21 protein-coding genes are annotated in these 22,079 nt (G+C 70.8%); 9 read left to right on the top strand and 12 right to left on the bottom strand.

From position 1 onward, the window contains the following. Positions 1–5: 5 nt before the first annotated feature. The 5 genes from ACIA8K_RS22545 to ACIA8K_RS22565 form a co-directional block, all read right to left on the bottom strand. Positions 6–1,718 (bottom strand): BTAD domain-containing putative transcriptional regulator, encoded by a 1,713-nt coding sequence (locus ACIA8K_RS22545; protein ID WP_396062268.1) that lies wholly within the window; start codon positions 1,716–1,718, stop codon positions 6–8. 2 nt (positions 1,719–1,720) lie between these two features. Then, positions 1,721–2,638, bottom strand: coding sequence for a hypothetical protein (locus tag ACIA8K_RS22550; protein WP_396062270.1), 918 nt, complete (start codon positions 2,636–2,638; stop codon positions 1,721–1,723). Continuing rightward, on the bottom strand, positions 2,631–3,101 hold the full coding sequence (locus ACIA8K_RS22555) for an RNA polymerase sigma factor (protein ID WP_396062272.1): 471 nt from the start codon (positions 3,099–3,101) through the stop codon (positions 2,631–2,633). Before ACIA8K_RS22555 ends, ACIA8K_RS22550 begins: the two co-directional genes overlap by 8 nt. An 11-nt stretch (positions 3,102–3,112) precedes the next feature. Further along, positions 3,113–4,006: a hypothetical protein gene (locus ACIA8K_RS22560; protein WP_396062274.1), complete on the bottom strand. Its 894-nt coding sequence runs from the start codon at positions 4,004–4,006 to the stop codon at positions 3,113–3,115. 157 nt (positions 4,007–4,163) lie between these two features. Next, positions 4,164–4,556, bottom strand: coding sequence for a hypothetical protein (locus ACIA8K_RS22565; RefSeq protein ID WP_396062276.1), 393 nt, complete (start codon positions 4,554–4,556; stop codon positions 4,164–4,166). 108 nt (positions 4,557–4,664) lie between these two features. Here ACIA8K_RS22565 and ACIA8K_RS22570 point away from each other — a divergent pair, with 108 nt between their 5' ends. The 6 genes from ACIA8K_RS22570 to ACIA8K_RS22595 all read left to right on the top strand — a co-directional run bounded on the left by ACIA8K_RS22570 (position 4,665) and on the right by ACIA8K_RS22595 (position 9,323). Then, a complete protein-coding gene (locus ACIA8K_RS22570; protein WP_396062279.1) occupies positions 4,665–5,189 on the top strand; it encodes a sigma-70 family RNA polymerase sigma factor in 525 nt (174 codons plus the stop codon). Between the two features lie 422 nt (positions 5,190–5,611). Beyond that, positions 5,612–6,925 carry an extracellular solute-binding protein gene (locus ACIA8K_RS22575; protein WP_396062281.1) on the top strand — a complete coding sequence of 438 codons (1,314 nt, stop codon included), beginning with the start codon at positions 5,612–5,614 and terminating at the stop codon, positions 6,923–6,925. Next, positions 6,922–7,845 (top strand): carbohydrate ABC transporter permease, encoded by a 924-nt coding sequence (locus ACIA8K_RS22580; RefSeq protein ID WP_396062283.1) that lies wholly within the window; start codon positions 6,922–6,924, stop codon positions 7,843–7,845. The genes ACIA8K_RS22575 and ACIA8K_RS22580 overlap by 4 nt, the downstream gene beginning before the upstream one ends. Before the next feature lies 1 nt (position 7,846). Then, the gene (locus tag ACIA8K_RS22585; RefSeq protein WP_396062285.1) at positions 7,847–8,662 is read left to right on the top strand and encodes a carbohydrate ABC transporter permease; all 816 of its coding nucleotides are present in this window, start codon (positions 7,847–7,849) and stop codon (positions 8,660–8,662) included. 203 nt (positions 8,663–8,865) lie between these two features. Further along, positions 8,866–9,063, top strand: coding sequence for an SDR family NAD(P)-dependent oxidoreductase (locus ACIA8K_RS22590; RefSeq protein WP_396062287.1), 198 nt, complete (start codon positions 8,866–8,868; stop codon positions 9,061–9,063). Continuing rightward, positions 9,060–9,323: a hypothetical protein gene (locus ACIA8K_RS22595; protein ID WP_396062289.1), complete on the top strand. Its 264-nt coding sequence runs from the start codon at positions 9,060–9,062 to the stop codon at positions 9,321–9,323. Before ACIA8K_RS22590 ends, ACIA8K_RS22595 begins: the two co-directional genes overlap by 4 nt. Here ACIA8K_RS22595 and ACIA8K_RS22600 read toward each other — a convergent pair. The 3 genes from ACIA8K_RS22600 to ACIA8K_RS22610 all read right to left on the bottom strand — a co-directional run bounded on the left by ACIA8K_RS22600 (position 9,316) and on the right by ACIA8K_RS22610 (position 13,869). Further along, positions 9,316–10,455: an RCC1 domain-containing protein gene (locus ACIA8K_RS22600; protein ID WP_396062291.1), complete on the bottom strand. Its 1,140-nt coding sequence runs from the start codon at positions 10,453–10,455 to the stop codon at positions 9,316–9,318. The two genes, ACIA8K_RS22595 and ACIA8K_RS22600, sit on opposite strands and share 8 nt — an antisense overlap. Positions 10,456–10,542: 87 nt before the next feature. Beyond that, the gene (locus ACIA8K_RS22605; RefSeq protein WP_396062293.1) at positions 10,543–11,931 is read right to left on the bottom strand and encodes a non-reducing end alpha-L-arabinofuranosidase family hydrolase; all 1,389 of its coding nucleotides are present in this window, start codon (positions 11,929–11,931) and stop codon (positions 10,543–10,545) included. A gap of 219 nt (positions 11,932–12,150) precedes the next feature. Beyond that, positions 12,151–13,869, bottom strand: coding sequence for an alpha/beta fold hydrolase (locus tag ACIA8K_RS22610; RefSeq protein ID WP_396062295.1), 1,719 nt, complete (start codon positions 13,867–13,869; stop codon positions 12,151–12,153). Positions 13,870–14,002: 133 nt separating this feature from the next. Here ACIA8K_RS22610 and ACIA8K_RS22615 point away from each other — a divergent pair, with 133 nt between their 5' ends. Together ACIA8K_RS22615 and ACIA8K_RS22620 are read left to right on the top strand one after the other, a co-directional pair. Beyond that, complete coding sequence (locus ACIA8K_RS22615; protein ID WP_396062297.1) at positions 14,003–14,659, top strand: response regulator; 657 nt, start codon at positions 14,003–14,005, stop codon at positions 14,657–14,659. A 169-nt stretch (positions 14,660–14,828) separates the two neighbouring features. After that, positions 14,829–16,277, top strand: a complete 1,449-nt coding sequence (locus tag ACIA8K_RS22620) for a sigma-70 family RNA polymerase sigma factor (protein WP_396062298.1) — start codon at positions 14,829–14,831, stop codon at positions 16,275–16,277. A gap of 32 nt (positions 16,278–16,309) precedes the next feature. Here ACIA8K_RS22620 and ACIA8K_RS22625 read toward each other — a convergent pair whose 3' ends face one another. Then, positions 16,310–17,668 carry an endo-1,4-beta-xylanase gene (locus ACIA8K_RS22625; RefSeq protein WP_396062299.1) on the bottom strand — a complete coding sequence of 453 codons (1,359 nt, stop codon included), beginning with the start codon at positions 17,666–17,668 and terminating at the stop codon, positions 16,310–16,312. A 483-nt stretch (positions 17,669–18,151) separates the two neighbouring features. Next, positions 18,152–18,346, bottom strand: coding sequence for a hypothetical protein (locus tag ACIA8K_RS22630; protein WP_396062301.1), 195 nt, complete (start codon positions 18,344–18,346; stop codon positions 18,152–18,154). 245 nt (positions 18,347–18,591) lie between these two features. Here ACIA8K_RS22630 and ACIA8K_RS22635 point away from each other — a divergent pair, with 245 nt between their 5' ends. Beyond that, on the top strand, positions 18,592–19,605 hold the full coding sequence (locus tag ACIA8K_RS22635; protein ID WP_396062303.1) for an acyl-CoA dehydrogenase family protein: 1,014 nt from the start codon (positions 18,592–18,594) through the stop codon (positions 19,603–19,605). Between the two features lie 736 nt (positions 19,606–20,341). Here the strand turns inward: ACIA8K_RS22635 and ACIA8K_RS22640 are convergent. Continuing rightward, complete coding sequence (locus ACIA8K_RS22640) at positions 20,342–21,088, bottom strand: sulfite exporter TauE/SafE family protein (RefSeq protein ID WP_396062305.1); 747 nt, start codon at positions 21,086–21,088, stop codon at positions 20,342–20,344. Between the two features lie 6 nt (positions 21,089–21,094). Next, positions 21,095–22,066 (bottom strand): glycoside hydrolase family 6 protein, encoded by a 972-nt coding sequence (locus ACIA8K_RS22645; RefSeq protein ID WP_396062307.1) that lies wholly within the window; start codon positions 22,064–22,066, stop codon positions 21,095–21,097. Positions 22,067–22,079: the final 13 nt, after the last annotated feature.

Here is a 22,079-nt window from a genome sequence, read left to right on the forward strand (position 1 = left end):
GCACGTCAGGCGGTCGCCGCGCCTCGGCGGAGGGCGCGGTGTAGCTGAGCGCCATACGCCCTCACCAGCACATGCATGCTGACCCGGCCGTCGTCGTGCTCGGTGACCAGCGCGGCGTCGACAAGTTCGGACAACGCGGACCCGTCGGTGGCCGGCCCGCCGGTCGTGGACAGGCGCCGGAACAGCCCGGCCGCGCCCGCGCTGAGCTGCCGGTAGGCGCCGGCGATCGCGGTCCGGGGGTCGTCGACACCGTGCCCGGCGAAGACGTCGAGGCGGCGCGCGTCGTCCCGCAGGTCGTCGGCGATCGCCGCGAGGGACAGGCCCGGGCGGGCGGCCAGCCGGGCGGCCACGATCGCCAGCGCGGACGGCAGCCGGCCGCACAGCTCGATGATCTCGTCGCACAGGTCCGCGTCGGCGGCCCGGGCCAGCCGGCGGCCGAGCAGCTCCCGGGCGGTGCGGAGGTCTGGCACGTCCACCCGCATCAGCTGCGCGCCGTCACCCGCGGCCAGGCCGAGCAGCGGGCGGCGGCTTGTCACAAGTACCAGGCTGCCGGCGGAGGCGGGAAGCAGCGGGCGCACCTGTGCCGCGTCCTGCGCGTTGTCGAGCAGGACCAGCAGCCGCTTCCCCGCGGTCAGACTGCGATAGACACCCACCAGGGGTACGTCCGGGGCGCGCGTGCCGAGCCCGTGCAGCAGCGCGCGCAGCGCCTCCCCGGCCGGGACACCCCGCAGATCGAGGTGGAGCTGCCCGTCCGGGAAGTCCGCCGCCACCTCGTGCGCGAACCGGACCGCGAGCGCGGACTTGCCCACGCCGCCCATGCCGTCGAGCGCGATCACCGCCGGCCCCGGCCCGCAGCGGGTGGCGAGCCGGTGCAGCGTGGCCAGCTCGCCCGCCCGGCCGGCGAACACGGTCAGGCCGGGCGGCAGCTGCGCGGGGCGTACGCCCGGCTCGACGGCGGGTGGCAGCACGGTCTGGGTCAGCACCCGGCGCTGCGCCTCCTGCAGCTCACGGCCGGGCTCGATTCCCAGCTCGTCACCGAGCCGCGCGCGGATCGCCCGGTGGATCGACAGCGCCTCGGCCTGGTGACCGGCGGCGGCGAGCATCGTCATCAGGCTCGCGTGGACCGGCTCGTCGAGCGGCTCCATCTCCGCCGCCCGCCGCAGCGGTGCCAGCATCCGCGCGGGTTCCCGCAGCTGGAGCGCGATCTCGGCCGCGGCGACGGCCGCGTCGCAGAACTCACCGTCCAGCCGCGCGAACACGGCCCGCGCGCACGGGGTGTCGGCCAGGCCGTCCCCGGTCCGGCCGCGCCCGAGCCCGAGCGCCTCGAGGTAGAGGTCGAGCGCCCTGCCCGGGTCGTCGCTGCCCGCGCTCGCCTTGGCGTCCGCGACGAGCCGCCGGAACGCGACGAGATCGAGCGTCTCCGGGCCGGCGGTGAACCGGTAGCCGTTGCCGTGCCGGGTCAGGTAGCTGCCCTGCGACCGGGGCACCAGGCCCGGTTCGAGCAGCCGGCGCAGAGCCCCGACGTATTTGTGGACGACGTTCACCGCGCTGGCCGGCGGGTCGGCACCCCAGAGCAGCTCGAGCAGGTCGGTCGTGCCGACCGGGTTACCGACCCGGGCGAGCAGCAGCGCAAGCAGGCACCGCTGCTGGCGCGGACCGGCGTCCACCTCCTCGCCGTGGCGCCGCAGCCGCAGCGGGCCGAGGACCTGCAGCTCCACTGTCACGATCCGGCCCAGGCGACCCGGGCGGGGGCGACGCCACCGGCCACCGGCTGGAAGCTGATCGAGAGGAGGGCGGTGGAGTCGCGCGTACCCGTGAAGATCGCCTGTCGGGCCGGCCAGCCGCAGGCCGTCTCCTGCCCGGCAGTGACCGCGGTCCCGTCGACGCCGACGAACTCGACGCGGAGCGTTCCGGCGCCCGCGCAGGCGATCACCAGGCGGTACGTACCGGCGTCGAGCGGCGTTTGATCGTGGAAGCCGCTCGACGGCGCGACCCACAGGTGGTGCCCGGTCGCCTCAACACCTGAAGCGGCGAGTGTGGCGACCGGGTCGGCCGCCGGGTCACCGGGCGTGATCGGCACGCCGGTGTCGGTGGTGATCCGGTACGCGAACGCCGCCCCCGCGGCCACGTCGTCGAGCCGGACCGTGAGGCCGTCCACGCCGCGGCCGACCGCGAACAGCGTGCCTGTGGGCTCGGTGCCGCACTCGGTGGTCACCCGGGTCTGCTCGACCGGGTCCCGCTGCCCGGTCGCCGCCTCGGGCACGCCGTCCACCACGAGCGTCAGCCGGCCGGTGCCGGCGCAGGAGACCTGCACCGTCAGATTGCCCAGGTAGGCGGGGAAGGAGCGGGTGTAGCCGGCGTCGGCCTGCCCGGATTCGGCGATCACGACAGTCCCACCGGCGTCGAGATCGTTGCGGGCGATGTCGATCGGCGGCGCCGGCGGGGTGCCGTCCAGCCGCGGCAGCAGCGCGGCCGAGCCGAGCGCGGTGACAAGCACCGCGCACGCGGCCGCGGTGGCGCCAAGCCGGCGGCGGCGCCGCACCGTGCGGTGGACGGCCTCGACGCCTGGAGCGCGAACCTGGCCCAGCGCCTGCGTGCGACCGGCGGCGAACAGGTCCGCCATCTCGCGGTCAGTCATGGTCTACCTTCCCGGCGAGTTCGGTACGGGCCCGGTGCAGCCACGTCTTGACGGTCCCCTCCGGCACGCCCTCCCGCTCCGCGATCTCCGGCACGGTCAGGTCGGCCAGGTAGCGCAGCACCACCACGCGTCGTTGCGCGGCCGGCAGCTTGGCAAGCTCGGCGAAGAGCATCACCCGGTCCGGGCCGGGCCCGTCCAGGTAGGGCTCCTCCACCCGCTGCCGGCGCAGGAACCGCACGGCGGTACGCCCGCGCCGCCAGCGGCTGACCGCGAGGTTCCAGGCCACCCGGCGGATCCAGGCGACCGGATCGTCGTACCTGGAGACGCTCCGCCACCGGGCCAGCGCGCGGCAGAACGCCTCCTGCGCGATGTCCTGCGCCTCCTGGCGGTCGTTGAAGTACGCGTACAGCTGCACGGTGATGTCCGCGTAGCTGGCCGCGTAGACCTCGTCGAAGTCCTTCATCCGCGGTGCGCTCAGCGCGGGACGAACACGATGGAGTACAACGCGGCGCTGGACGAGGTCGACAGGTACTCCACTGTGACAGGCGCGCCGGTTCCGGTGACCGGGGCGAGCGTGAGCTGCTTCCGCTTCGGCGGCCAGCTGCACGGCAGCTCCTGCCGCTGCTCGCCGACCAGGAGGACGAGCGTGCCGAGGCCCGCGCAGACTCCGACAGGTGCATACGATCCGGCCTTCACCGGCATGATCACGGTCGGGGAGCCGGCGATGGCGTCGCCCTGGTGAATCAGGTCGCCGTCCCCGACCACACTGGCCAGGCTGTGCCCGCTCTCGTCGTCGAGGCTCATCTCGCGGGAGATGTCCGAGGCGGTCATCGGGCGCCCGGTGTTGCTTGTGAGCCGGAACGCGAAGCCGGCCGCGCCGACCGCACCGGCCGTGTCCGCCAGGTCGAACCGCAGGTACTGCCGGTACCTCTCGCCCGGGAACCGCGCCTGCACCGGGACCGGGTCGTCCGCGCAGTCCACCGGGATCCTGGCGACCTCGGACTCGGTGCCCATCGCCTCGGCGTGCAGCACGCCCACCACGGTCATCGTGATCCGCCCGGCACCGGCGCAGGCCACCCAGAGCGTCAGGTCGCCGAGGTAGTCGCCGCCGCGGGTCTGCAGGTTCGCCGTGGTCACCGGCCCCTGGTGCTCGGTCAGCCGCGCGTCAGCGGTCGCCGGCAGCCGGGCATGCGCCACCTCGGCAAGCGCAACCGGGTCCCGGCTCGGTCCCGCTGCCGGGGCCAGGTCACCGCCTGCGGCAAGATCCGGCGTCTCCCCGGCGCGGCGCAGGCCGATCGTGATCGCGGCCGCTCCCAGCAGGACCAGGGCCAGCACACAAAGCACCACCTGGCGCGTACGCGTATTCACACATGCCCCTCAAAGGTTGATCTGGTACGACTCGCACCGACAACACGCCACACACCTGGCGGAACGTTTCAGGAGCGACGTGGATCACACCTCTGGTGCGGCGCGGCCGGCTCCGCACCGTAGGCGGGCCCGGTGGAGAATCAGTTGACTCCCGGCGTCACCGGTAGCCGCTGTAGACGACAAGCAGCTCGTCGCGCGGGCTGGCCCACACGCACACGGACCGGGGTTCGACGATCGTCGGCTCGGTGCACCGCTCCTCGGACAGGCCCATCCCGGCCGCCAGATCGACGGGCGACGTCCCGGCCGGCGGCGCCACCGTGATCAGCCGCCAGCAGCCGCCGGAGCCGCACGCCACCGACTCGTCGACGACGCTCGCACCGGCCGGCAGGTCCGGAGCCGACGACCGCGGCGGCAGCGCCCCCTCATCCGCGAACGCGCCCAGCCAGCCGTACCACACGGCCCACGAACACACGATCAGAACCACCGCCACGGGTACGGCCAGTAGCGCTTTCCTCCACCGGCCGGGCTCGGCCGTGCTCACCTCTGTCACCCGGCACACGGTAGGGCGAAGCACTTGACGGGCAGTGGGTCAGCCGTCAGGCCGGCCGTTCAGAGCGAATCCACTGCCCTTCAAGTGCCGGCCCATACCTTCGCTGCAATGAGGCCTTCGTCGTCGTACGCCAGCACCACCCGCTTCACCGGGATCCACACCACGCACGCGGCCGGGCTGCACCGTTACCTGACCCGCCTCACCCGCTCGTCCGACCTGGCGCAGGATCTGGTGCAGGAGACGATGGTCCGCACCTGGCGGCACGTCGACTCGCTTCCGGAGGATCCGGAGGCTCTGGCCCGGTGGCTCTACACAGTGGCCCGGAACGTCGCCATCGACTCGATGCGCATGCGCCAGGCCCGTCCGCGCGAGGTCCGGCTCGATCCGCACGAGTCGGTGGTGCTCGCCCCGGACGCGGCCGACCAGGCGGTAGCCGCGCACAGCGTGCGGCTCGCCCTCCGGCGGCTGAGCGACCCGCACCGGACCGTGCTGCGCGAGCATCACCTTGAGGGGCGCAGCGTCGAGGAGATCGCGGAGCGGCACCACCTGCGGCCCGGCACCGTCAAGTCCCGGGTGCACTACGCCCTGCGCGCCGTCCACGCGAGCCTGAAGGCCGACCAGCTGCCGTTCTGAGCGTCGCCCGGCCGCGCGCACAAGCGGCCTGTGACGGTTGCGGAGGGCTCCATGCCAGCCATCGACCGTAACAGATGCTGACGGGTACGCGCAGCCCCCAACAGCATCGTCCGGGCCCCGCTAGTTTCCGGAAGTTTTCGGAATGCTCGGCTTTGTTCTCCGGTGACGGCCCGCGCGGTGCGTAGTCAGCTTTACGGTCGTGACCACGTGATCTGGGTCGATGGGGTGTCGACCGGCAGGCAACATTTTCCGACAGTTTCATTCCGAAAGTTTCGAGGTCTTGACACAGGGGTTTCAGCGCTTTTACGGTTGCGCCACCTTCGTCCTCGGCCCGGCCTGGCGATCCCGTCGAGACCGGGCCAGGGCCCTTTGTGCCACGAACCCGGCAAAGCGCAATCCAGCGTCTCGACTACGGAGTTCACATGATCAGTACAGGCTTGTCCCGACGTCATCTCCTCGGTCTCACCGCCGGTGCCGGTGTGGCCGCCGCGCTGGCCGCCTGCGGCAGTTCCGGCCCGGGCGACGCCACCGCCACCTACTGGTCGCTCAGCGGGCCGCCCGGTGAGCAGGCCCGTCAGGCCGCGGTCGACAGGTTCAACAAGGCCAACCCGGACACCACTATCGCTCCGCAGTTCTTCCAGAACGACCCGTTCAAGCAGAAGATCAAGGCCGCGATCGGCGCCGGCGACGCGCCCACGATGATCTGGGGCTGGGGCGGCGGCACGCTGAAGTCCTACGTGGAGGCCGGCCAGGTCGAGGATCTGACCGACTGGTTCACGCAGAACGCCGAGGTCAAGAACAAGCTGTTCCCGACCTCGTTCGGCGCGGCCACTGTCAACGGCAAGATCTGGGCGATGCCGCACGAGACAGTGCAGCCGATCCTGCTGTACTGGAACAAGAAGGTCTTCGAGCAGGTCAAGGCGGAGCCGCCGCAGTCGTGGGGCGACATCATGGCCCTGGTGCCGAAGTTCAACGCGGCCGGCATCGCGCCGTTCGCACTCGGCGGCCAGTCCCGGTGGACGAACATGATGTGGCTGGAGCTGCTCCTCGACCGCATCGCCGGGTCCGAGGTCTTCGATCGGGTCTTCGCCGGCGAGGCGGGTGCCTGGTCCGACCCGGCGGTTCTGGACATGCTCGGCAAAGTTCAGCAGCTCATCACTGAAAACGGTTTCATCAACGGATTCTCCTCGATCACCGCCGACTCGAACGCGGACCAGGCACTGCTCTACACCGGCAAGGCCGCGATGATGGTGCACGGCTCCTGGTCGTACGGCATCCAGGAGGCCCAGGGCGGTGACTTCGTCAAGAGCGGCGGGCTCGGGTACATGAACTTCCCGCCGGTCGAGGGCGGCAAGGGCGACCCGTCCAACCAGGTCGGCAACCCCGGCCACTACCTGTCGATCTCGTCCAAGGCCACGCCGGAGGCCAAGGAGGTCGCGAAGAAGTTCTTCTCCACGGTCCTGCTTGACGACGCGGAGCAGAACGAGTGGATCACGTCGGGCAACGTGCCGATCATCCAGGGCAGCGACAAACTGTACGACACCTCGCCCAAGGGCCAGTTCCTCAAGTTCTGCTACGACACGTCGGTCAATGCCAAGGTCTTCGCCCAGTCCTGGGACCAGGCGTTGTCCCCGACCGCCGCGACCACGCTGCTTGAGAACATCGCCAAGCTGTTCCAGAACCAGATCAGCCCGCAGCAGTGGGTCGACAACATGAACGCGGTCATCGGCAAATGACCACGCTTGCTCCGCCCGCCGCGCGGATGACCGAGACCACCGCCCGCAGCGGCGGGCGGGGCGGCGCCCTGATCTGGCTGACACTGCCCGCTCTCCTGCTCTTCACAGGTTTCGCGATCGTGCCGCTGATCGGTGTGCTCGCGCTCAGCTTCACCACCTGGAACGGGATCGGAACCATCCATCCGTCCGGACTGGACAGCTGGACCACAGTGCTCTCCTCGCCGGACCTGCTTCACGCGCTCGGCGTGACGTTCCTGATCATGGGTTTGTCCTGGGCGATCCAGACGCCGATGTCGATCCTGCTCGGTGTCTTCCTGGCCCCGCACATCCGGTACCGCGGGCTCCTGGCCGTGCTCTACTTCATCCCGCTGCTGCTCAGCTCCGCCGCGATCGCGATCACCTACAAGTCCCTGCTCGACCCGAACTTCGGGATCGGCAGCGGGCTCGGCGCCGACTTCCTCAGCCAGGACTGGCTCGGTGACTCCACGCTCGCGGTCGGCGTGCTGGTCTTCATCGTGTCCTGGCAGTTCATCCCGTTCCACACGCTCATCTACCAGGGCGCGGTCCGGTCGATCCCGAAGACCATGTACGAGGCCGCGCTCATCGACGGCGCGGGCCGGGTCCGGCAGTTCTTCAGCATCACGTTGCCACAGCTGAAGTACACGATCGTCACGTCGTCCACGCTGATGGTGGTCGGCTCGCTGACGCTGTTCGACCTGATCTACGTGCTCACCGCGGGCGGCCCCGGCGACGCCACCCGGGTGCTGGCACTTGACATGTACGAGACCGGCTTCGGCAAGAGCCTGATGGGCCCGGCAAGCGCGATCGCGGTCGTCCTGGTCCTGGTCGGCCTGGCCCTGTCCCAGCTGCTGCGGCGGCTCGGCGGGCGCGGCGACGAGAGCCAGCAGGAGGGGGTCTGAGATGCGGCGCAACTGGATCGGCGGCTCACTCAGCTGGATCTGGCTCATCGTGGCGATGGTGCCGATCTACTGGGTGGTCATCACCAGCTTCAAGACGCAGTCGTCGTACTTCGTCACCAACACGTTCGCGCCACCGACCGAGCCGATCCTTGACAACTACAAGGTCGTGCTCGAGGCCGGTTTCGTCAGGTACTTCCTGAACAGCGTGATCGTCTCCGCCGGCGCGGTGATCCCGGCCGTCGCGGTGTCGTTCATGGCCGCATACGCAATCGTCCGCGGCGCCGGCAACCGGTGGCTACGCTCGATCAACTCGGTGTTCCTGCTCGGCCTGGCGATCCCACTGCAGGCAGTGATCATCCCGGTCTATCTGATCATCATCCGGCTGAAGATGTACGACACGCTCGCCGCGATCATCCTGCCCTCGATCGCGTTCGCAATTCCGCTCTCCGTGCTCGTCCTGTCGAACTTCATCCGGGACGTGCCGAAGGAGCTGTTCGAATCGATGCGGGTCGACGGGGCCGGCGAGTGGGGCACGATGTGGCGGCTCGCATTCCCGCTGACCCGGCCCGCGCTTGTCACGGTAGCCATCTACAACACGCTGAGCATCTGGAACGGCTTCGTCCTGCCGCTGATCCTGACCCAGAGCGAGGAGCAGCGCACCATGCCGCTCGCGCTCTGGACGTTCCAGAGTGAGTACGGGGTGAACACGCCGGCGATCGCGGCGTCGGTCACGCTCACCACGGTCCCGATCCTGGTGGCCTATGCGGTCGGCCGCCGCCAGCTGCTCAGCGGCCTCACCGCCGGCTTCGGGAAATGAGTCAGCCCGCGGCGTAACGCTCGATCATCGCGGTCAGCGTGTCGGCCGGCTCATCGGCGGAGGTGCACCCACTTCTCGCCGGTGAGCTGGCCGCTGAGCTCCGCGTTGATGATGCCGCTGACACCGCGCCCCCACCTCGCGCAGCGTGACGGCTCCGGGTCCACCCTCGTCGAGCGGAGCTGCGCGCGCCCGGCCTCGAGCCGGTGATCCTTGACCTCACCCGGCAGGACCACATCGACTCGCTGCGGGAACGGGTCGGCCCCGACCTGCGCGCGCTTGTGAACAACGCGGCGATCCAGACCAACGCGCCGGTCGAGGCGATGCCGCTGAGCGAGTGGCGGCGCCTGTTCGAGGTAAACCTGTTCGGCGGATCGCCGCCGGCCGACTCGCCGCCGCCATGACCCCGAACCAGCAGCGGCGCTACGGCTCGCTGATCGAGGCGGTCCTGGCCCAGTCGCGCGCGGGCACCGAGGGCGCCCTGAGCGCGGACAGGGCGGCGCAGGCCATCGCGAGGGCGGTGACCGGGCGCGCTCCCCGCGCCCGGTTCGCCATCGGCCTGAACGCCGCCGTGCTCATCCGGCTCTCCCGCCTGCTCCCGGACCGCGTCCTCGATCGGATCGCCGCCGCGAGCCTGCGGCCGTACTACCCGCGGGTCAGCTGAGCACCCGCGCCGGTGCGGACCTCGTGACTGTGGTGCCGTCGCCGAGCTGCCCGCTCCAGTTGTTACCCCAACACCACAGGCCACCGTCGGTACGGATCGCGCAGACGTGCGGCCCGGCGGCGAACCCGCCCGTCCACGTGGTGTCCGTGCCGATCCGTACCGGCGCGAACCGGTGGGTGGTGGTGCCGTCCGCGAGCTGCCCGAACGCGTTGTTGCCCCAGCACCACAGGCTGCCGTCGGTACGGCGCGCACAGGACGTGTCGTTGCCGACGGTGACCGAGGCCCAGGTCGTGCCCGGGACCTGGATCGGTGAGACCTGATAGGTGCCGGCCACGCCCAGCTGTCCGTAGCCGTTCTCGCCCCAGCACCAGAGCGTCCCGTCCGTGCGCACCGCGCAGGTGAACGTGTAGCCCGCGGTCACGCTCGCCCAGCTGGTCGCCGTGCCGACCTGGGCCGGACTGGTGCGGTAGCCGAGGCTGCCGACGCCGAGCTGCCCGCTGGAGCTGTCACCCCAGCACCAGAGGGTACGGTCCGTGCGCACCGCGCAGGTGTGCGCGAACCCGGTGGTGACGCTCGCCCAGCTGGTCGCGGTGCCGACCTGCAGCGGCGTGGACGCCACGTAGACGGACGAGGGCTGGCCGAGCTGGTTGTGCCGGTTGAAGCCCCAGCACCAGAGCGTGCCGTCGGTGCGGGTGGCGCAGGTGTGGTTGCTGCCCGCGCTGACTGTGGCCCAGGTGGAGGCGGTGCCGACACGTACCGGCGAGGTCTTGTTTGTGGTGGTGCCGTCACCGACCTGACCCCTGAGGTTGAAGCCCCAGCACCACAGTGAGCCGTCGGTGCGGATCGCGCAGGTGTGGCTGGTGCCGCCGTCCACGCTCGCCCAGGTGGCGTCGCCGATCCGCACCGGCGCGCTGCGGCTGGTGGTGGTGCCGTCGCCGACCTGGCCGGCGAAGTTGCTGCCCCAGCACCACAGTGACGCGTCGGTGCCGATCGTGCAGGTGTTCTCGTAACCTGTCGTGACACTTGCGACGGTCGCGGGGGCGCTCGCCGCGGCCGGCCCCGCCATGGCCATCGAGACTCCGATGACCAGGGCGGCGATCAGGCCCAGCAGGCTGATCCGGTGTTTGTTCATACCTCGTCCTCCCAGAGAATGTCGGTTCGACCAGCAGTGGGAGCGCTTCCACGGAAGTAAATCATCGATGGGCGACGATATCAACCGTCAGCGCCGCAGCGTCAGCAGGCCAGGCCGGTACGGCAGCAGCCCGTAGTCTCCGCCGGAGCTCGGCGAACGGCCCTGGTAGAGCAGCTGAAGGTTGCACGGGTCGACAGTCATGGTCTGGTCCGCACTGACCCGGATCAGCTCACCGTGGCTGATGTCGTTGGTCCAGGTGGCACCACTGTTGGCCTTGCCGGCGAACGGATTGCTCTCGGTGGCGGCCTGCGGAGTCCACGACCCGCCCAGGCTGCTCGCGGTGAACGAGCGGAAGTAGCGGCCGTTCGCACCGATCGCCTCGACGATCATCAGGTACTGGTTCTGACCCTGCACCTTGTAGACCTGCGGAGCCTCGAACAGGTTGTTCGTCGAGTCGCTCATGATCACCGTGGACGTGGAGCCGAAACTGCCCGGGAAGTTCCCGATCGGCATGCTCGCCCGGTAGATCTTGCCGTTGTCACCCGCGAAGAACAGGTACATGTTCGACGAGTCACCGATCACCGCCTGATCGATCGGCCCGGTCCCCGAACCGGAGATACTCCCGGAGAACAGCGTCTGCGGCGACGACCAGCCGTTCGGGTTCGTCGGATCACTCGACGTCCGGTAGGAGAACGCCGCACCACCCCACTGGTAGGCGAGCACCCAGATGTTGCGCGGGGCGAAGTAGAACAACGACGGCGCGACAGTGCCGGACGACATCGCGTTCTGACTCGCCGAGGCCATCTCGGACCAGTTCGTGAACAGGCTGAAGTTCATCGAACCCCACGACGTGCCATTGTCATGCGTCGTGGCATAGACGAGCTGCTTGCCGTTGTACGGGACCGTGGTGAAGTCCTTCAACGAGACCCAGCCGGACCTCGGCGTGGCAAGCACCCCGGACGACGACCAGCGGTAGGTGGACGGAAGCGTGCACGTGCCTGGTGGCGGGCTGCTCGGCGGCTGACTTGTCGGCGGCTGGCCGGTGGGCGGTGCGGTCGTGGGAGCGACACCCCCGGTGCACGTCACGCCGTTCACCGCGAAACTCGCCGGGACCGGGTTGCTGCCGCCCGACGAGCCGTTGAAGCCGAACGACACAGTGCCGCCGGTCGGCACCGCACCGTTGTAGCTCACGTTCTTCGCGGTCACCGCGGCGCCGGACTGGGTGAGCGTCGTGTTCCACGCCTGCGTCACGGTCTGCCCGGCACCGAACGACCAGGTCACGGTCCAGCCGTTCAGCGGATCACCGAGGTTCGTCACCGCCACGCTGGCGCCGAAGCCACCCTGCCACTGCGACGACACCGCATAGTCGACGGCGCATCCAGCGGCCGCGGCGCCGGCCGGCAGCGCCACCGCCGCCGCCGCAATCGTAACCGCGGCCGTCACCAGCCCGACCCCGGCCGCTCTGAATCTGTCCATGACAGCCACTCCCTTCCGCACCTGCGGCAAACACATTTATAGGCGTAAATGCATTTGGCATGGTACGAGAGCGCTCCCATCGCTTCTTCTCAAGTGAGAACCATCGATGCGCAGTTCACGATCGGCGGCCGATCGGCGTAACACTTTTCGGATAGGTGTTTCTGGCGGATGAAGAAAGAACAGGGTGCGGTGACGAGCCACCGCACCCTGTTCAGCCGATCAGCGAGGCGCGTTCATCTCGCTGATCCGGGCCTGGACCGACGCGCGCAGCTCGGGCAGCGGCGCCACCGACGACGCCGTCATCGTCGCCGCGCCCGGCGTGCGGACCGGTCCGGACACCGGGAACACCTCGGACTCGCCCGGCAGCGGAACGCCGGGGCAGGTAAGCGTGCCGGGCCGCGAGTTGCGCAGCAGGAACACGTTGACCATGCCATCGACGCACGGGTTGCCGTCGAAGGTGTACTGACCGTGGAACGGGCTGTCGTCCACCGAGACCAGACTGACCCCGGGCGCGGCACGGACAGCTGATCTCGCCTGCTCGTACCCGGTCTGCGGGTCGAACTCGCCCTGCACCACAAGCACCCGGCCGGCCACCTCGGCCGGCAACTGCGGCAGGCCCTGGCGCGGCGCGTCCGACCAGAAACCGCACGGCTCGCTCAGGCCGTACTGCCAGCCGAAGAGCGGGTACTCCGGGCCCTGCCGGTCGCTGAGCCGCTGGTACCAGCCGGCCGTACGGGTCGGCTGGTCGTTGCAGGCCACGGCGTACCGGGTGGTCGGGATGAGCGCGTAATCCTCCGGGTCGTCCGCGAGCGCCGCGGCGGCCACGGACGGCGTCAGCTCGGCGAGCGGCACGTCGAACCGCTCCCGGGACAACGCGTCCAGCTGCGGCGCGAGGCGGGAGTCGGTCGGTGCCCCGGTCTCGCCGTTCGCCCCGCTGACGCCCATCACGAAGATCGCGGCGCCGAGCACCCAGCGGATCGGCGCGCCCATACCGACGAAGATGCTGTCATAGGCGTCCGGGCTGACCCCGGCGGACGCGTAGAAGTCGCGCGCCCGCTCCCAGTTCGCCGCCGCCTCCTCGGTGGTGGCGCCGACCTCGGCCGGGAACACCCGGGTCATCCAGGGCAGGAACGTGTCGTCGAACAGCCGCTGATTGATCGGCGGCCACGCCTCGAAAGCAGCCTGCAACCGGCCCTGGAAGTCGACGCTTGAGTCAAGCACCATCTTCCCGGCGCTGCCTGGGAAGAGCGACGCGTACTTGGCGCCGAGCCAGGTCCCGTAGGAGTAGCCGAGATAGTCGAGCTTCGGCTCGTCCAGCAGCAGCCGGATCAGCTCCATGTCGTGCGCGGTCTGCCAGGTGGTGATGTACGGCGCGAGCGCCTCACTCTGGCAGGCCTCGGCTATCGCGCGCGGCTGCTTGAGGTGCTCGGCGATGCTGTCCGCCGAGCGGTCCCGCGCGTCGAGGTCGGTCCGGGCGGAGAGCCGGTCGAGCGGCACCTCACACTTCTCGGTCTCCGGCGTGGTGCCACCCTCCTGCCCGGTGCCACGCGGGTCCATGCCGATCAGCGCGTAGCGCTCGTGCAACTGCGGCTGGAGCGCCCCAAGCACGCCGGGCAGCGACGTGCCCTGCCCGCCGGGACCGCCCGGGTTGATCAGCAGCGAGCCGAGGTGCTCACCGCTCGCGGCGACCCGGCTTATCGAGACCTGCATCGTCCGCCCGTTGCCGGGCGCGGCCCAGTCACGGGCGACGGTGATCACCGCGCACTCGGACGGCAACGCGTCCGGGTCCGCGGTGAACGCGCACGGTCCCCAGGCGACGTCCTGGTTCGCGAACGCGGTGAACGGGTCGGCAGGTGCCGCACCGGCGGGGCCGGCGGTGCCGGTGAGCAGCAACGCCGTGGTGAGGACGAACGCCGTACCGGCGGTCGGTCTGCGCACGGTAGTCCTTTCGTGGCAGGGATCTGACCGTCCGATCCCAGCAGCGCCCGCACCACGCGTCCACCGAAGGTAGTACTTTCGGCCAGGGTCGCCTGCCGAAAAGGCCGGTCCACTGCCGAACCCTGGGAGACTGATGCCGATCCGCGTGCTGGTGGCCGACGATCAGAGCCTGATCCGGACCGCGTTCCGGCTGATCCTGGATGCCGAGCCGGACATCGAGGTGATCAGCGAGGCCGCGGACGGTGAGGCCGCCGTACGGCTGGCCCGCAGCCTGCGCCCCGACGTCACGCTGATGGACATCCGCATGCCCAAACTGGACGGCGTGCGCGCCACCGAGCTGCTTGCCGGCCCGGATGTCGACGATCCGCTCAAGGTCGTGGTGGTGACCACCTACGACGTCGACGAGAACGTCTACGCCGCGCTGCGGGCCGGCGCCTCCGGGTTCCTGCTCAAGGACGCGGGCGCGGGCTGGCTGGCCGAGGCGGTCCGGGCCGCGGTCAAGGGCGAGGCGATAGTCTCACCATCGGTGACCGTACGGCTGCTGCGCCGTCTCACCGACGACGCCACCCGGGCCGCGGACCGGGAGGACCTGCCGCTGACCGGCCGGGAGCTGGACGTGGCGCTCGCGGTGGCCCGCGGGCTGACCAACGCTGAGATCGCTGCGGACCTGTGCATCTCGCTGTCCACTGTCAAGTCGCACCTGGCGAGCACGCAGGAGAAGCTGGCGGCGCGCAACCGTACCGAAATCGCGATCTGGGCCTGGCAGAACGGCCTCACCGAGCCCACCTGAAGGCCGGATCCAGGTGCGGCCGGCGTGGTGCGCCGTGCGGCCGGGCCTCGCCGCGGCCCGGCTCCCACGTCGATACGGTCTCCGGGACCAGGTATCGATGTCTCCTGGATGTTGACGCAGGCTGCATCAATCATTCACAGTCGATGCGGACCGCAGACGATGAGGAGATGTGCACACCACACACAGGAACGACGCGCAGCTGATCGGTGCGGCACGGGCCGGTGACCGGGCGGCGCTTGACGAGTTGGTCGCCGCCTACCTGCCGCTGGTCTACACGATCGCGCGCCGGGCGCTTGACGACCGCGCGGACGTCGACGACCTGGTGCAGGACGTCATGCTGCGGGCACTGCGCAGGCTGCCGGCACTGCGTGATCCGGAGAGTTTCCGCCCCTGGCTGACGTCGATCGCGGTCCGCCAGGTCGGCACCTACCTTGAGCGGTCCGCGCGGGCCGCGGAGCGGATGACCGTGCTGGACGAGGCCGACGACACGGCGGACGCCGCGTTCGAGGAGGCCGCGCTGCTGCGTGCGGAACTGTCCGGGCAGCGCCGGCAGGCCCGGCGCGCGGGCCTCTGGCTTGACGCGGACGACCGCGTGCTGCTGTCGCTGTGGTGGCTGGAGATGGCGGACGAGATGTCCCGGGCCGACCTGGCGGCCGCGCTCGGCGTCAGCGTCGCGCACGCGGGCGTGCGCGTGCAGCGGCTGCGCGACCGGCTCGACACGGCCCGCGGCGTGGTGGCCGCGCTTGACCTCAAGCCCCGCTGCCCCGGCCTGGCCGTCACGCTTACCGGCTGGGACGGCGAGCCCGGGCCGCTGTGGCGCAAACGCGCGGACCGGCACATCCGGGACTGCCGGGTCTGCGCGCCCGCCGGCGAGGGCCTACTCCCGGCGGACCGGCTGTTCCCGGTGCTGGCCCTGCTGCCGGTGCCGGCCGGCCTGGCGGGCGCGGTGCTCGGCAAGCTCGCCGCGGGAAAGGCCGGGCTGGTCGCGGCCGGCGCGTCGGTCACCGGCGGCTCCGGGGTCCTCGGCCTGATCGTCCAGGCGATCGGCGCGCACCCGGTGGTGGCCGCGCTGACCGCGGGCACGCTCGCGGCCGGCGCCGCGGTCGGTACCGCCGAGGTGGTGTCTCCTCCGACGTCCCCGGCGCTGCCGGTCATCGCCGCGCCGCCGGGCCGCCCCTCCCCCACGCCCACCACACTGTCCCCGGGCGCGGTGTCGCTCGAGTCGGCGGACGTGCCCGGGTCGTTCGTCTCCACCGCGCGCGGCGTGGCCGGGCTGGCCCCGGCCGGGCCGGGAAGCACCGCTTCGGTCCGGGTGACGGCGACGTTCGAGGTGGTAGAGGGCCTGGCGGACGCGCGGTGCCACTCGTTCCGGTTCGCCGACGGCCGCTTCCTGCGCCACTCGTCCTGGCGGCTGCGATTCGACCTGCCGGACCCGTCCCCGCTGTTCCGCGGCGACGCGACGTTCTGCGCGCTGCCCGGCGCGGAGGCGGGAACGATCGCGCTGGAGTCGTCGAACTACCCCGGCTGGTTCGTGCACCGCCGCGGCGCCGAGCTGTGGGTCGACCAGTCCACCGAGGCGGAGTCGTCGTTCGTGATCCGCGCGCCGCTGGCCGGGTAGGCGAGACGCCTACCCGGCCGGCGTGAGCTGTCTCAGCTCGCTGCGCAGGTGGGCGTGCCGGTCGGGCCGCTACCGGTGCCCTGGAAGCCGAACTCGGTGGCGGCGCCGGCCGCGACCGTGCCGTTGTAGCTGACGTTGCGGAAGGCCACGGTGCCGCTCGTGCCGCTGTTCGTGGCGCTCCACGCGCTGGTGACCGCGCCGCCGGACGGGATGGCCACGTTCACGGTCCAGCCGGTGAGCGGTGCGGACCCGGCGGTGACCCGGACGGTGGCCACATAGCCGCCGGACCAGGAGTTGAGCGACACGGTGGCGGAACAGCCGCCGGGTCCCTGGGTGGGCCCGCCGGTGGTCGGCACCGGCGTGGTCGGCACCGGCGTGGTCGGGCCGCCGGTCGGCACTGTCATCCCGCCGGAGTTCAGCGCGTCGAGCACCGCCGTGTAGGCCGCCTTCTTGTTACCGCTGTTGTCAAAGAGCAGCGGGTTCTGGCCGGTCCGCCAGGAGTCGCTGTCCCTGATCCCCCACACCGTGATGCCTGTGCACCGCGACACGGCCAGGCAGGCCCGGGTGACCGCGCCGTACGCGCTCGCCTGGCTGCCGCCGGAGATGTCCAGCTCGGTGATCTGCACGTCCACGCCGAGGTCGGCGAAGCGCTGCAGGTTGGCCTGGTAGTCCGACGGCGCCGAGTTCGTTAGGTGCGACTGAAACCCCACACAGTCGATGGGTACGCCACGGGACTTGAAATCGCGGACCATGTTGTAGATCCCTGTCGACTTCGCGTTGATCCCGTCCGTGTTGTAGTCGTTGTAGCAGAGCTTGGCGCCCGGGTCGGCCGCACGCGCCGCCCGGAACGCGGCCTCGATCCAGTCGTTGCCGGTGCGCTGCAGGTTGGAGTCGCGCCGCCCGCCCCCGTTCCCGTCCGCGAACGCCTCGTTCACCACGTCCCAGGCGTAGATCTTCCCGCGGTAGTAGGTGGCGACCTGGGTGACGTGGTTGATTGCGGCGTTGCGGAGCGCGCTTCCGGACATGCCCTGCGCCCAGCTCGGCTGCTGCTGGTGCCAGAGCAGCGCGTGCCCGCGGATGCGCATTCCGTGCGACTGCGCCTGGCTGACGATCCGGTCCGCGTTGCCGTAGCTGAACCGGCCCTGGCTGGGCTCGGTCGCGTCCCACTTCATCTCGTTCTCCGGCGTGACCGAGTTGAACTCCCGGTTCAGGATGCCGGTGTAGACGGAATCGCCGAGCTTCCCGGCCGCGATCGCCGCGCCGTAGTACCTGCCCTTCTCCGCGGCGGCCGCGCCGAGCGTGGTCCCGGCCTGCGCGACGCCGCCGAGCACGGTGCCGGCCGCAACCGCCGCGACGGCCACCACGGACAGGGACATGAGGGTACGTCTCATGGAGGTCTCCTCCGAGCATGAAAAAGTGTTATGCGAGGTGATCGCGCAGGGTCGCGATGCGGGCGGTGCCGACTCGGCCGCCACGGCGATGCGACGCACTCACTCACCTGCCGGGACCATCCGGCAGTGCCCGGAATGCCGATTTCGCATTCATGAGAGGCGCGATGTGACCGCTAACATACAACGCGATAAACGTCGATGCAACCAATCCGACATCGCCTGTTAATCGTCGATAACAGCGCCCGGAAAAGTGTTATGAGGCAATCGATCGGTCAGTCGTGAGGCGCGGGCCGACGCTGCGCCGCGCCGTGCCGCATATCGCACCGCGCAGCGCATCGCACCGCATCGCACCGCGCCGCATCGCACCGCGCACCGCGCCGTGCCTCGCACCGCGCCGCACCGCGCATCGCATCGATCGAGGGCCGCGTAGCCGGGAGCAACGTGCGCGTACCCGCGACGTGCGAGCCCGGCTCGAGGGCTGACTCAGTCCTCGCCCAGCGCCTTGCGGACCGCGGCCAGCAGGTCGTTCTCGAAGACCGCCACCTGCCCGTCGTGCAGGCCGGTGCGGTAGTCGGGGTCGCCGGTGCGGTGCTCGTCGCGGGCACCGGCCAGGCCGTCCGCGCGCCCCTCGGCGTAGGCGGTCAGCGCGTCGTCCATCGGGTGATCGGATGCAGACATGGCCGTGACCCTCGCACGCGGCAAAACCGCAGGCCACCAGCTGTTCGGCCAGCTATATCGTCGGCCGCTGTCACCTCGTCGACAGCGCGTCACCGGGCCGTCGCGGCGCACGCGCGAAGTCGTACCATCGGGATCCAGACAGGACGAAAGGCACCGCCATCAACACCGCACCGCTCGTCAAGGCCGCCCGTGACATCATCCCGACACTCGCCCGCGAGTCCGGCAGGACCGAAAGTGATCGGCGGGTGACAGACGCAAGCCTGGCCGCGGTCCGCGACACCGGCGCGCTCGCGCTGGCCACGCCCATCCGGCACGGTGGCCGGGAGGCGGACCTCAGCACCCGCGTCCAGGTCCTGGCCGCGCTCGGCCAGGGCTGCCCGTCGACGGCGTGGATCACCGCCACCACCGCGGAGGCGAAGATCGCGGTCCGCGCCGCACTGTCGGACAAGGCGGAGGCGGAGGTCTTCGCCGATCCGGACGCGGTGATGTGCGCGTCCGCACGTCCGGGCAGGGCCGAGGCGGTCGCGGGCGGGCTGCGCATCTCCGGTCGCTGGGGCTACGCCTCCGGGTGCGAGCACGCCACGCACTCGCTCCTTGTCGCACTCATCGACGGCACGACGCCGGTGGCCGCGCTGGTACCGGCCACGGACCTGACAGTGGACCGGGACTGGCACGTCGCCGGCCTGTCCGGCAGTGGCAGCCACACGCTCGTCGGCAACGACGTGCTGGTGCCGGACTCACACGTGCTCGACATCACCCGGATGACGACAGGCGGCAACCCGGACATCGCCATCGCGGCAGGCCTCTTCGCCACGCTGCTCGGCGCGACCCGCGGCGCCCTCGACGTGGTGGCCGCCGCCATCGGGAACCGCCCCTCCCCAAGCGCCGCCTACCCGGACCTTCCGCACGTGCCCGGCGCCCAGCAGTCCTTCGCCGAGGCCACCCACCGGATCGACACCGCGGAGCAGCGCCTGATGCGCGTCGCCGCCGCTGTCGACGCCGTCCCGCCTGGCGAATCGCTGACGCCGCTGGATCGGTCCCGCCTGCGCATGGACCTGCTCTCCGCCACCCGCGAGTGCCGCCACGCCCTCGACGACCTGCTGGATCTGCACGGTTCCAGCGGTTTCAGCGCGACCAACCCGCTCCAGCGCTTCTGGCGCGACGTCTCCATCGGCTCCCGCCACGTCCAGTTCGCCTCGCACGCCGTCACCCAGGACTACGGCACCCTTCTCCTCGGCCTCGATCCCCGCACCCCCTGAACCACATCCCGCGGCGCTCCGGCCCGCCTACCTCATGACGGCCCGCGGTCAGTGTCCACATTCGAACCCCACCTGCCGGAAATTTCACCATATAGGCGCCGACCTGTGCGTTCGTTCTGACGCCGAAAGATCGGTAAGGCCCCACGTCAAGATCCTTGCGGCTCTGGTGGCCCCTATCCGAGCGCAATAAGGGCCGTCAGAGCCGCAAGGATCTTGCATCCCGTCAGATGGACGCGGGATCCCGAATAACGAAACCATCGCGAGCGAGGAGCGCCGAGATGCCATGACCCTGGCGCGGCGACCCACGATAACCAAGATCGACTGGCCCTTCGATCGTCAGGCCCAGGCCACCGGACGCGAATGGGCAACAGAGTCGCTCGCGCGGGCAAAACGGCGCGGCGGGCTCCGCTGGTGCTCCGCACATCGCCCCGCAGGTCGCCCCGCACGTCGCCCCGCACGTCGCCCCGCACGTCGCCCCGGAGCCGGCTCCGCACGTCACCCCAGAGCCGGACCCGCCGTGGCCGGTCACTCCACAACCACCCGAACGCACGTCCGCGGCACTTGAACCGTGCCCTCCTGGACATCCTCCAGACCCGCGCCCCACTCGAGACCGCATCGTGAAGTGCGGAGGCGCCTCAGCACCAATCAATCATCACGTAGTGCGAGAAGGGCTCAATCCCGCTCGCCCATCCCTCCTGTCGTACCACTCAATGGCCGTTTGGCTCTGAAGCGGGTGTCAGGCGCGCAGCAGGCCGGTGATGATTGCGGTGAGGCCGGCGGCCAGGAGGGTGAGCAGGACCGCGCGCTGGTAGCGGGTGACGTCCAGCCGGGCGAAGATCCAGCGGCCGGAGAGGTAGCCGAGCACGACGGCGGCCCAGAGCAGCGGGAGCGCGGTGGGCGGGATCCAGGCGCCGCTGTACCAGAGGGCGGCCACGCTGATCGGCAGGCGCAGCAGGGACAGCGCGACGAGCGTGTCCCGGGTCTGTTGTGGAGGGCGGGGCTCGCGGGTCAGGTACATGACAGTGGGCGGGCCGCCGAGTGTGGTGGCGGTGCTGAGCGCGCCGGAGGTCAGGCCGGCCAGCGCGGCCAGCCACAGCTGACGGCGACGCGGTGTCCGGCCGGTCGTGGGGCGGGTGCGGGCGCGGTGCCAGACCGCAAGCAGGACCGCGGCCGCCACCAGGAACTGCAGCGCGGTCGCCGGCAGTGCGGTGAGCAGCACCGCGCCGAGCACGAGGCCGGGGACGGACCAGGCGCCGAGTTCGAGTACGTCGCGCCGGTGTGGTTGCGGGCGGCGTCCGCCCGCGATGAGGACCAGCGCGTCCACGACCACGCCGGTGGCGATGATCGTGGAGACGGCCTCGGCCGGGCCGAGCGTGGCGGCCAGGATCGGCGCGCTCAGCAGGCCGTAGCCGAAGCCGGTAGAGGTCTGCAGGACCGCGCTGACCAGCAGCACGATCGCGACAAGCGTGACCTCGGCGGTCATCCTGGGCTACGAGCCGGCGATCAGGCGGTTCGCGAGGACCGGGGAGAAGGTGCCGGCGGGGGTCGAGGGGGCGATGCCGCAGGTCCCGTCGGAGTTGCCGGGGTTTTTGATCCAGAGTTGGAGCGCGGTGCGGTCGCTTGTGGAGCGTGCGCCGATCTTCCGGCCGGCCGGGTTGCACCACTGGCCGTTGTAGCCATTGCCGTTGCGGCTGGTGTCGATCAGGTACGGCGTGGCGGCGCCCAGCCCGGACCGGATCTGCGCGGCGTACTCCCGGGAGGTTGCGGTGTCGACGTAGTTGGACACGTTGACCGCGAACCCGTGCACGCGGGCGACGCCGGCCGCGGTCAGCCGCTGCGCCATCACCGCGGGTGAGACCCAGTTCGGGTTCGCCGCGTCCAGGTACGCCCAGGTGTTCGGCGCCTTCTCGGCGAACATCCGGCCGGCGTAGTCGAGAAGCGTGTTCCGCTCCGCGATCTGGGCCGCGGTCAGGCACTCGAAATCGCCGAGCGAGTCGGGCTCGATGACGACGAGCGCGGGGCGGTCGCCGATCGCGGCCGCGAATGTGGAGATCCACTGCTTGTAGGCCGCGGCGTTCGGGGCGCCGCCGGACGACTCGCCGCCGCAGGCGTCCCGGCCGGGGAGGTTGTAGGCGACAAGCATCGGCAGCCGGTCGCCGGCCGAGACTGCGGTGCCGGTGTACTTCGCGACCGCCGCGCCGATGTCCGGGTCGCTTGTCGCGGTGAACCAGCGGGCCATCGGCGCGGTGGAGATCGAGGTCCGGATCGCGCCGACGGCCGGGTGGCCGGGGTTGGCGGCGACCCACCGGGCGGCCGGCAGCGCCGAGTTGACGAACAGCCCGTTCGTCAGGGAGAACGGGTCGCCGGCCGTGGTGGCGGCGTCCGCGGTGACGAGCGGGCCGACCGCGAGCGCGCCCGCGGCCACCCCGAGGGTCAGGGCTATCGACATTCTTCGGCGCATGGCCGCAGACCTT

It is taken from the genome of Catenuloplanes sp. NPDC051500 (assembly GCF_044454585.1).
In the GTDB taxonomy this organism is placed as follows: Bacteria; Actinomycetota; Actinomycetes; order Mycobacteriales; family Micromonosporaceae; genus Catenuloplanes.

Bases quoted from the DNA above. Each gene is read 5' to 3' on its own strand.
- ACIA8K_RS22550 (WP_396062270.1), bottom strand. From the start codon at position 2,638: ATGACTGACCGCGAGATGGCGGACCTGTTCGCCGCCGGTCGCACGCAG.
- ACIA8K_RS22555 (WP_396062272.1), bottom strand. From the start codon at position 3,101: ATGAAGGACTTCGACGAGGTCTACGCGGCCAGCTACGCGGACATCACC.
- ACIA8K_RS22570 (WP_396062279.1), top strand. From the start codon at position 4,665: ATGAGGCCTTCGTCGTCGTACGCCAGCACCACCCGCTTCACCGGGATC.
- ACIA8K_RS22575 (WP_396062281.1), top strand. From the start codon at position 5,612: ATGATCAGTACAGGCTTGTCCCGACGTCATCTCCTCGGTCTCACCGCC.
- ACIA8K_RS22580 (WP_396062283.1), top strand. From the start codon at position 6,922: ATGACCACGCTTGCTCCGCCCGCCGCGCGGATGACCGAGACCACCGCC.
- ACIA8K_RS22585 (WP_396062285.1), top strand. From the start codon at position 7,847: ATGCGGCGCAACTGGATCGGCGGCTCACTCAGCTGGATCTGGCTCATC.
- ACIA8K_RS22595 (WP_396062289.1), top strand. From the start codon at position 9,060: ATGACCCCGAACCAGCAGCGGCGCTACGGCTCGCTGATCGAGGCGGTC.
- ACIA8K_RS22600 (WP_396062291.1), bottom strand. From the start codon at position 10,455: ATGAACAAACACCGGATCAGCCTGCTGGGCCTGATCGCCGCCCTGGTC.
- ACIA8K_RS22605 (WP_396062293.1), bottom strand. From the start codon at position 11,931: ATGGACAGATTCAGAGCGGCCGGGGTCGGGCTGGTGACGGCCGCGGTT.
- ACIA8K_RS22615 (WP_396062297.1), top strand. From the start codon at position 14,003: ATGCCGATCCGCGTGCTGGTGGCCGACGATCAGAGCCTGATCCGGACC.
- ACIA8K_RS22625 (WP_396062299.1), bottom strand. From the start codon at position 17,668: ATGAGACGTACCCTCATGTCCCTGTCCGTGGTGGCCGTCGCGGCGGTT.
- ACIA8K_RS22630 (WP_396062301.1), bottom strand. From the start codon at position 18,346: ATGTCTGCATCCGATCACCCGATGGACGACGCGCTGACCGCCTACGCC.
- ACIA8K_RS22640 (WP_396062305.1), bottom strand. From the start codon at position 21,088: ATGACCGCCGAGGTCACGCTTGTCGCGATCGTGCTGCTGGTCAGCGCG.
- ACIA8K_RS22645 (WP_396062307.1), bottom strand. From the start codon at position 22,066: ATGCGCCGAAGAATGTCGATAGCCCTGACCCTCGGGGTGGCCGCGGGC.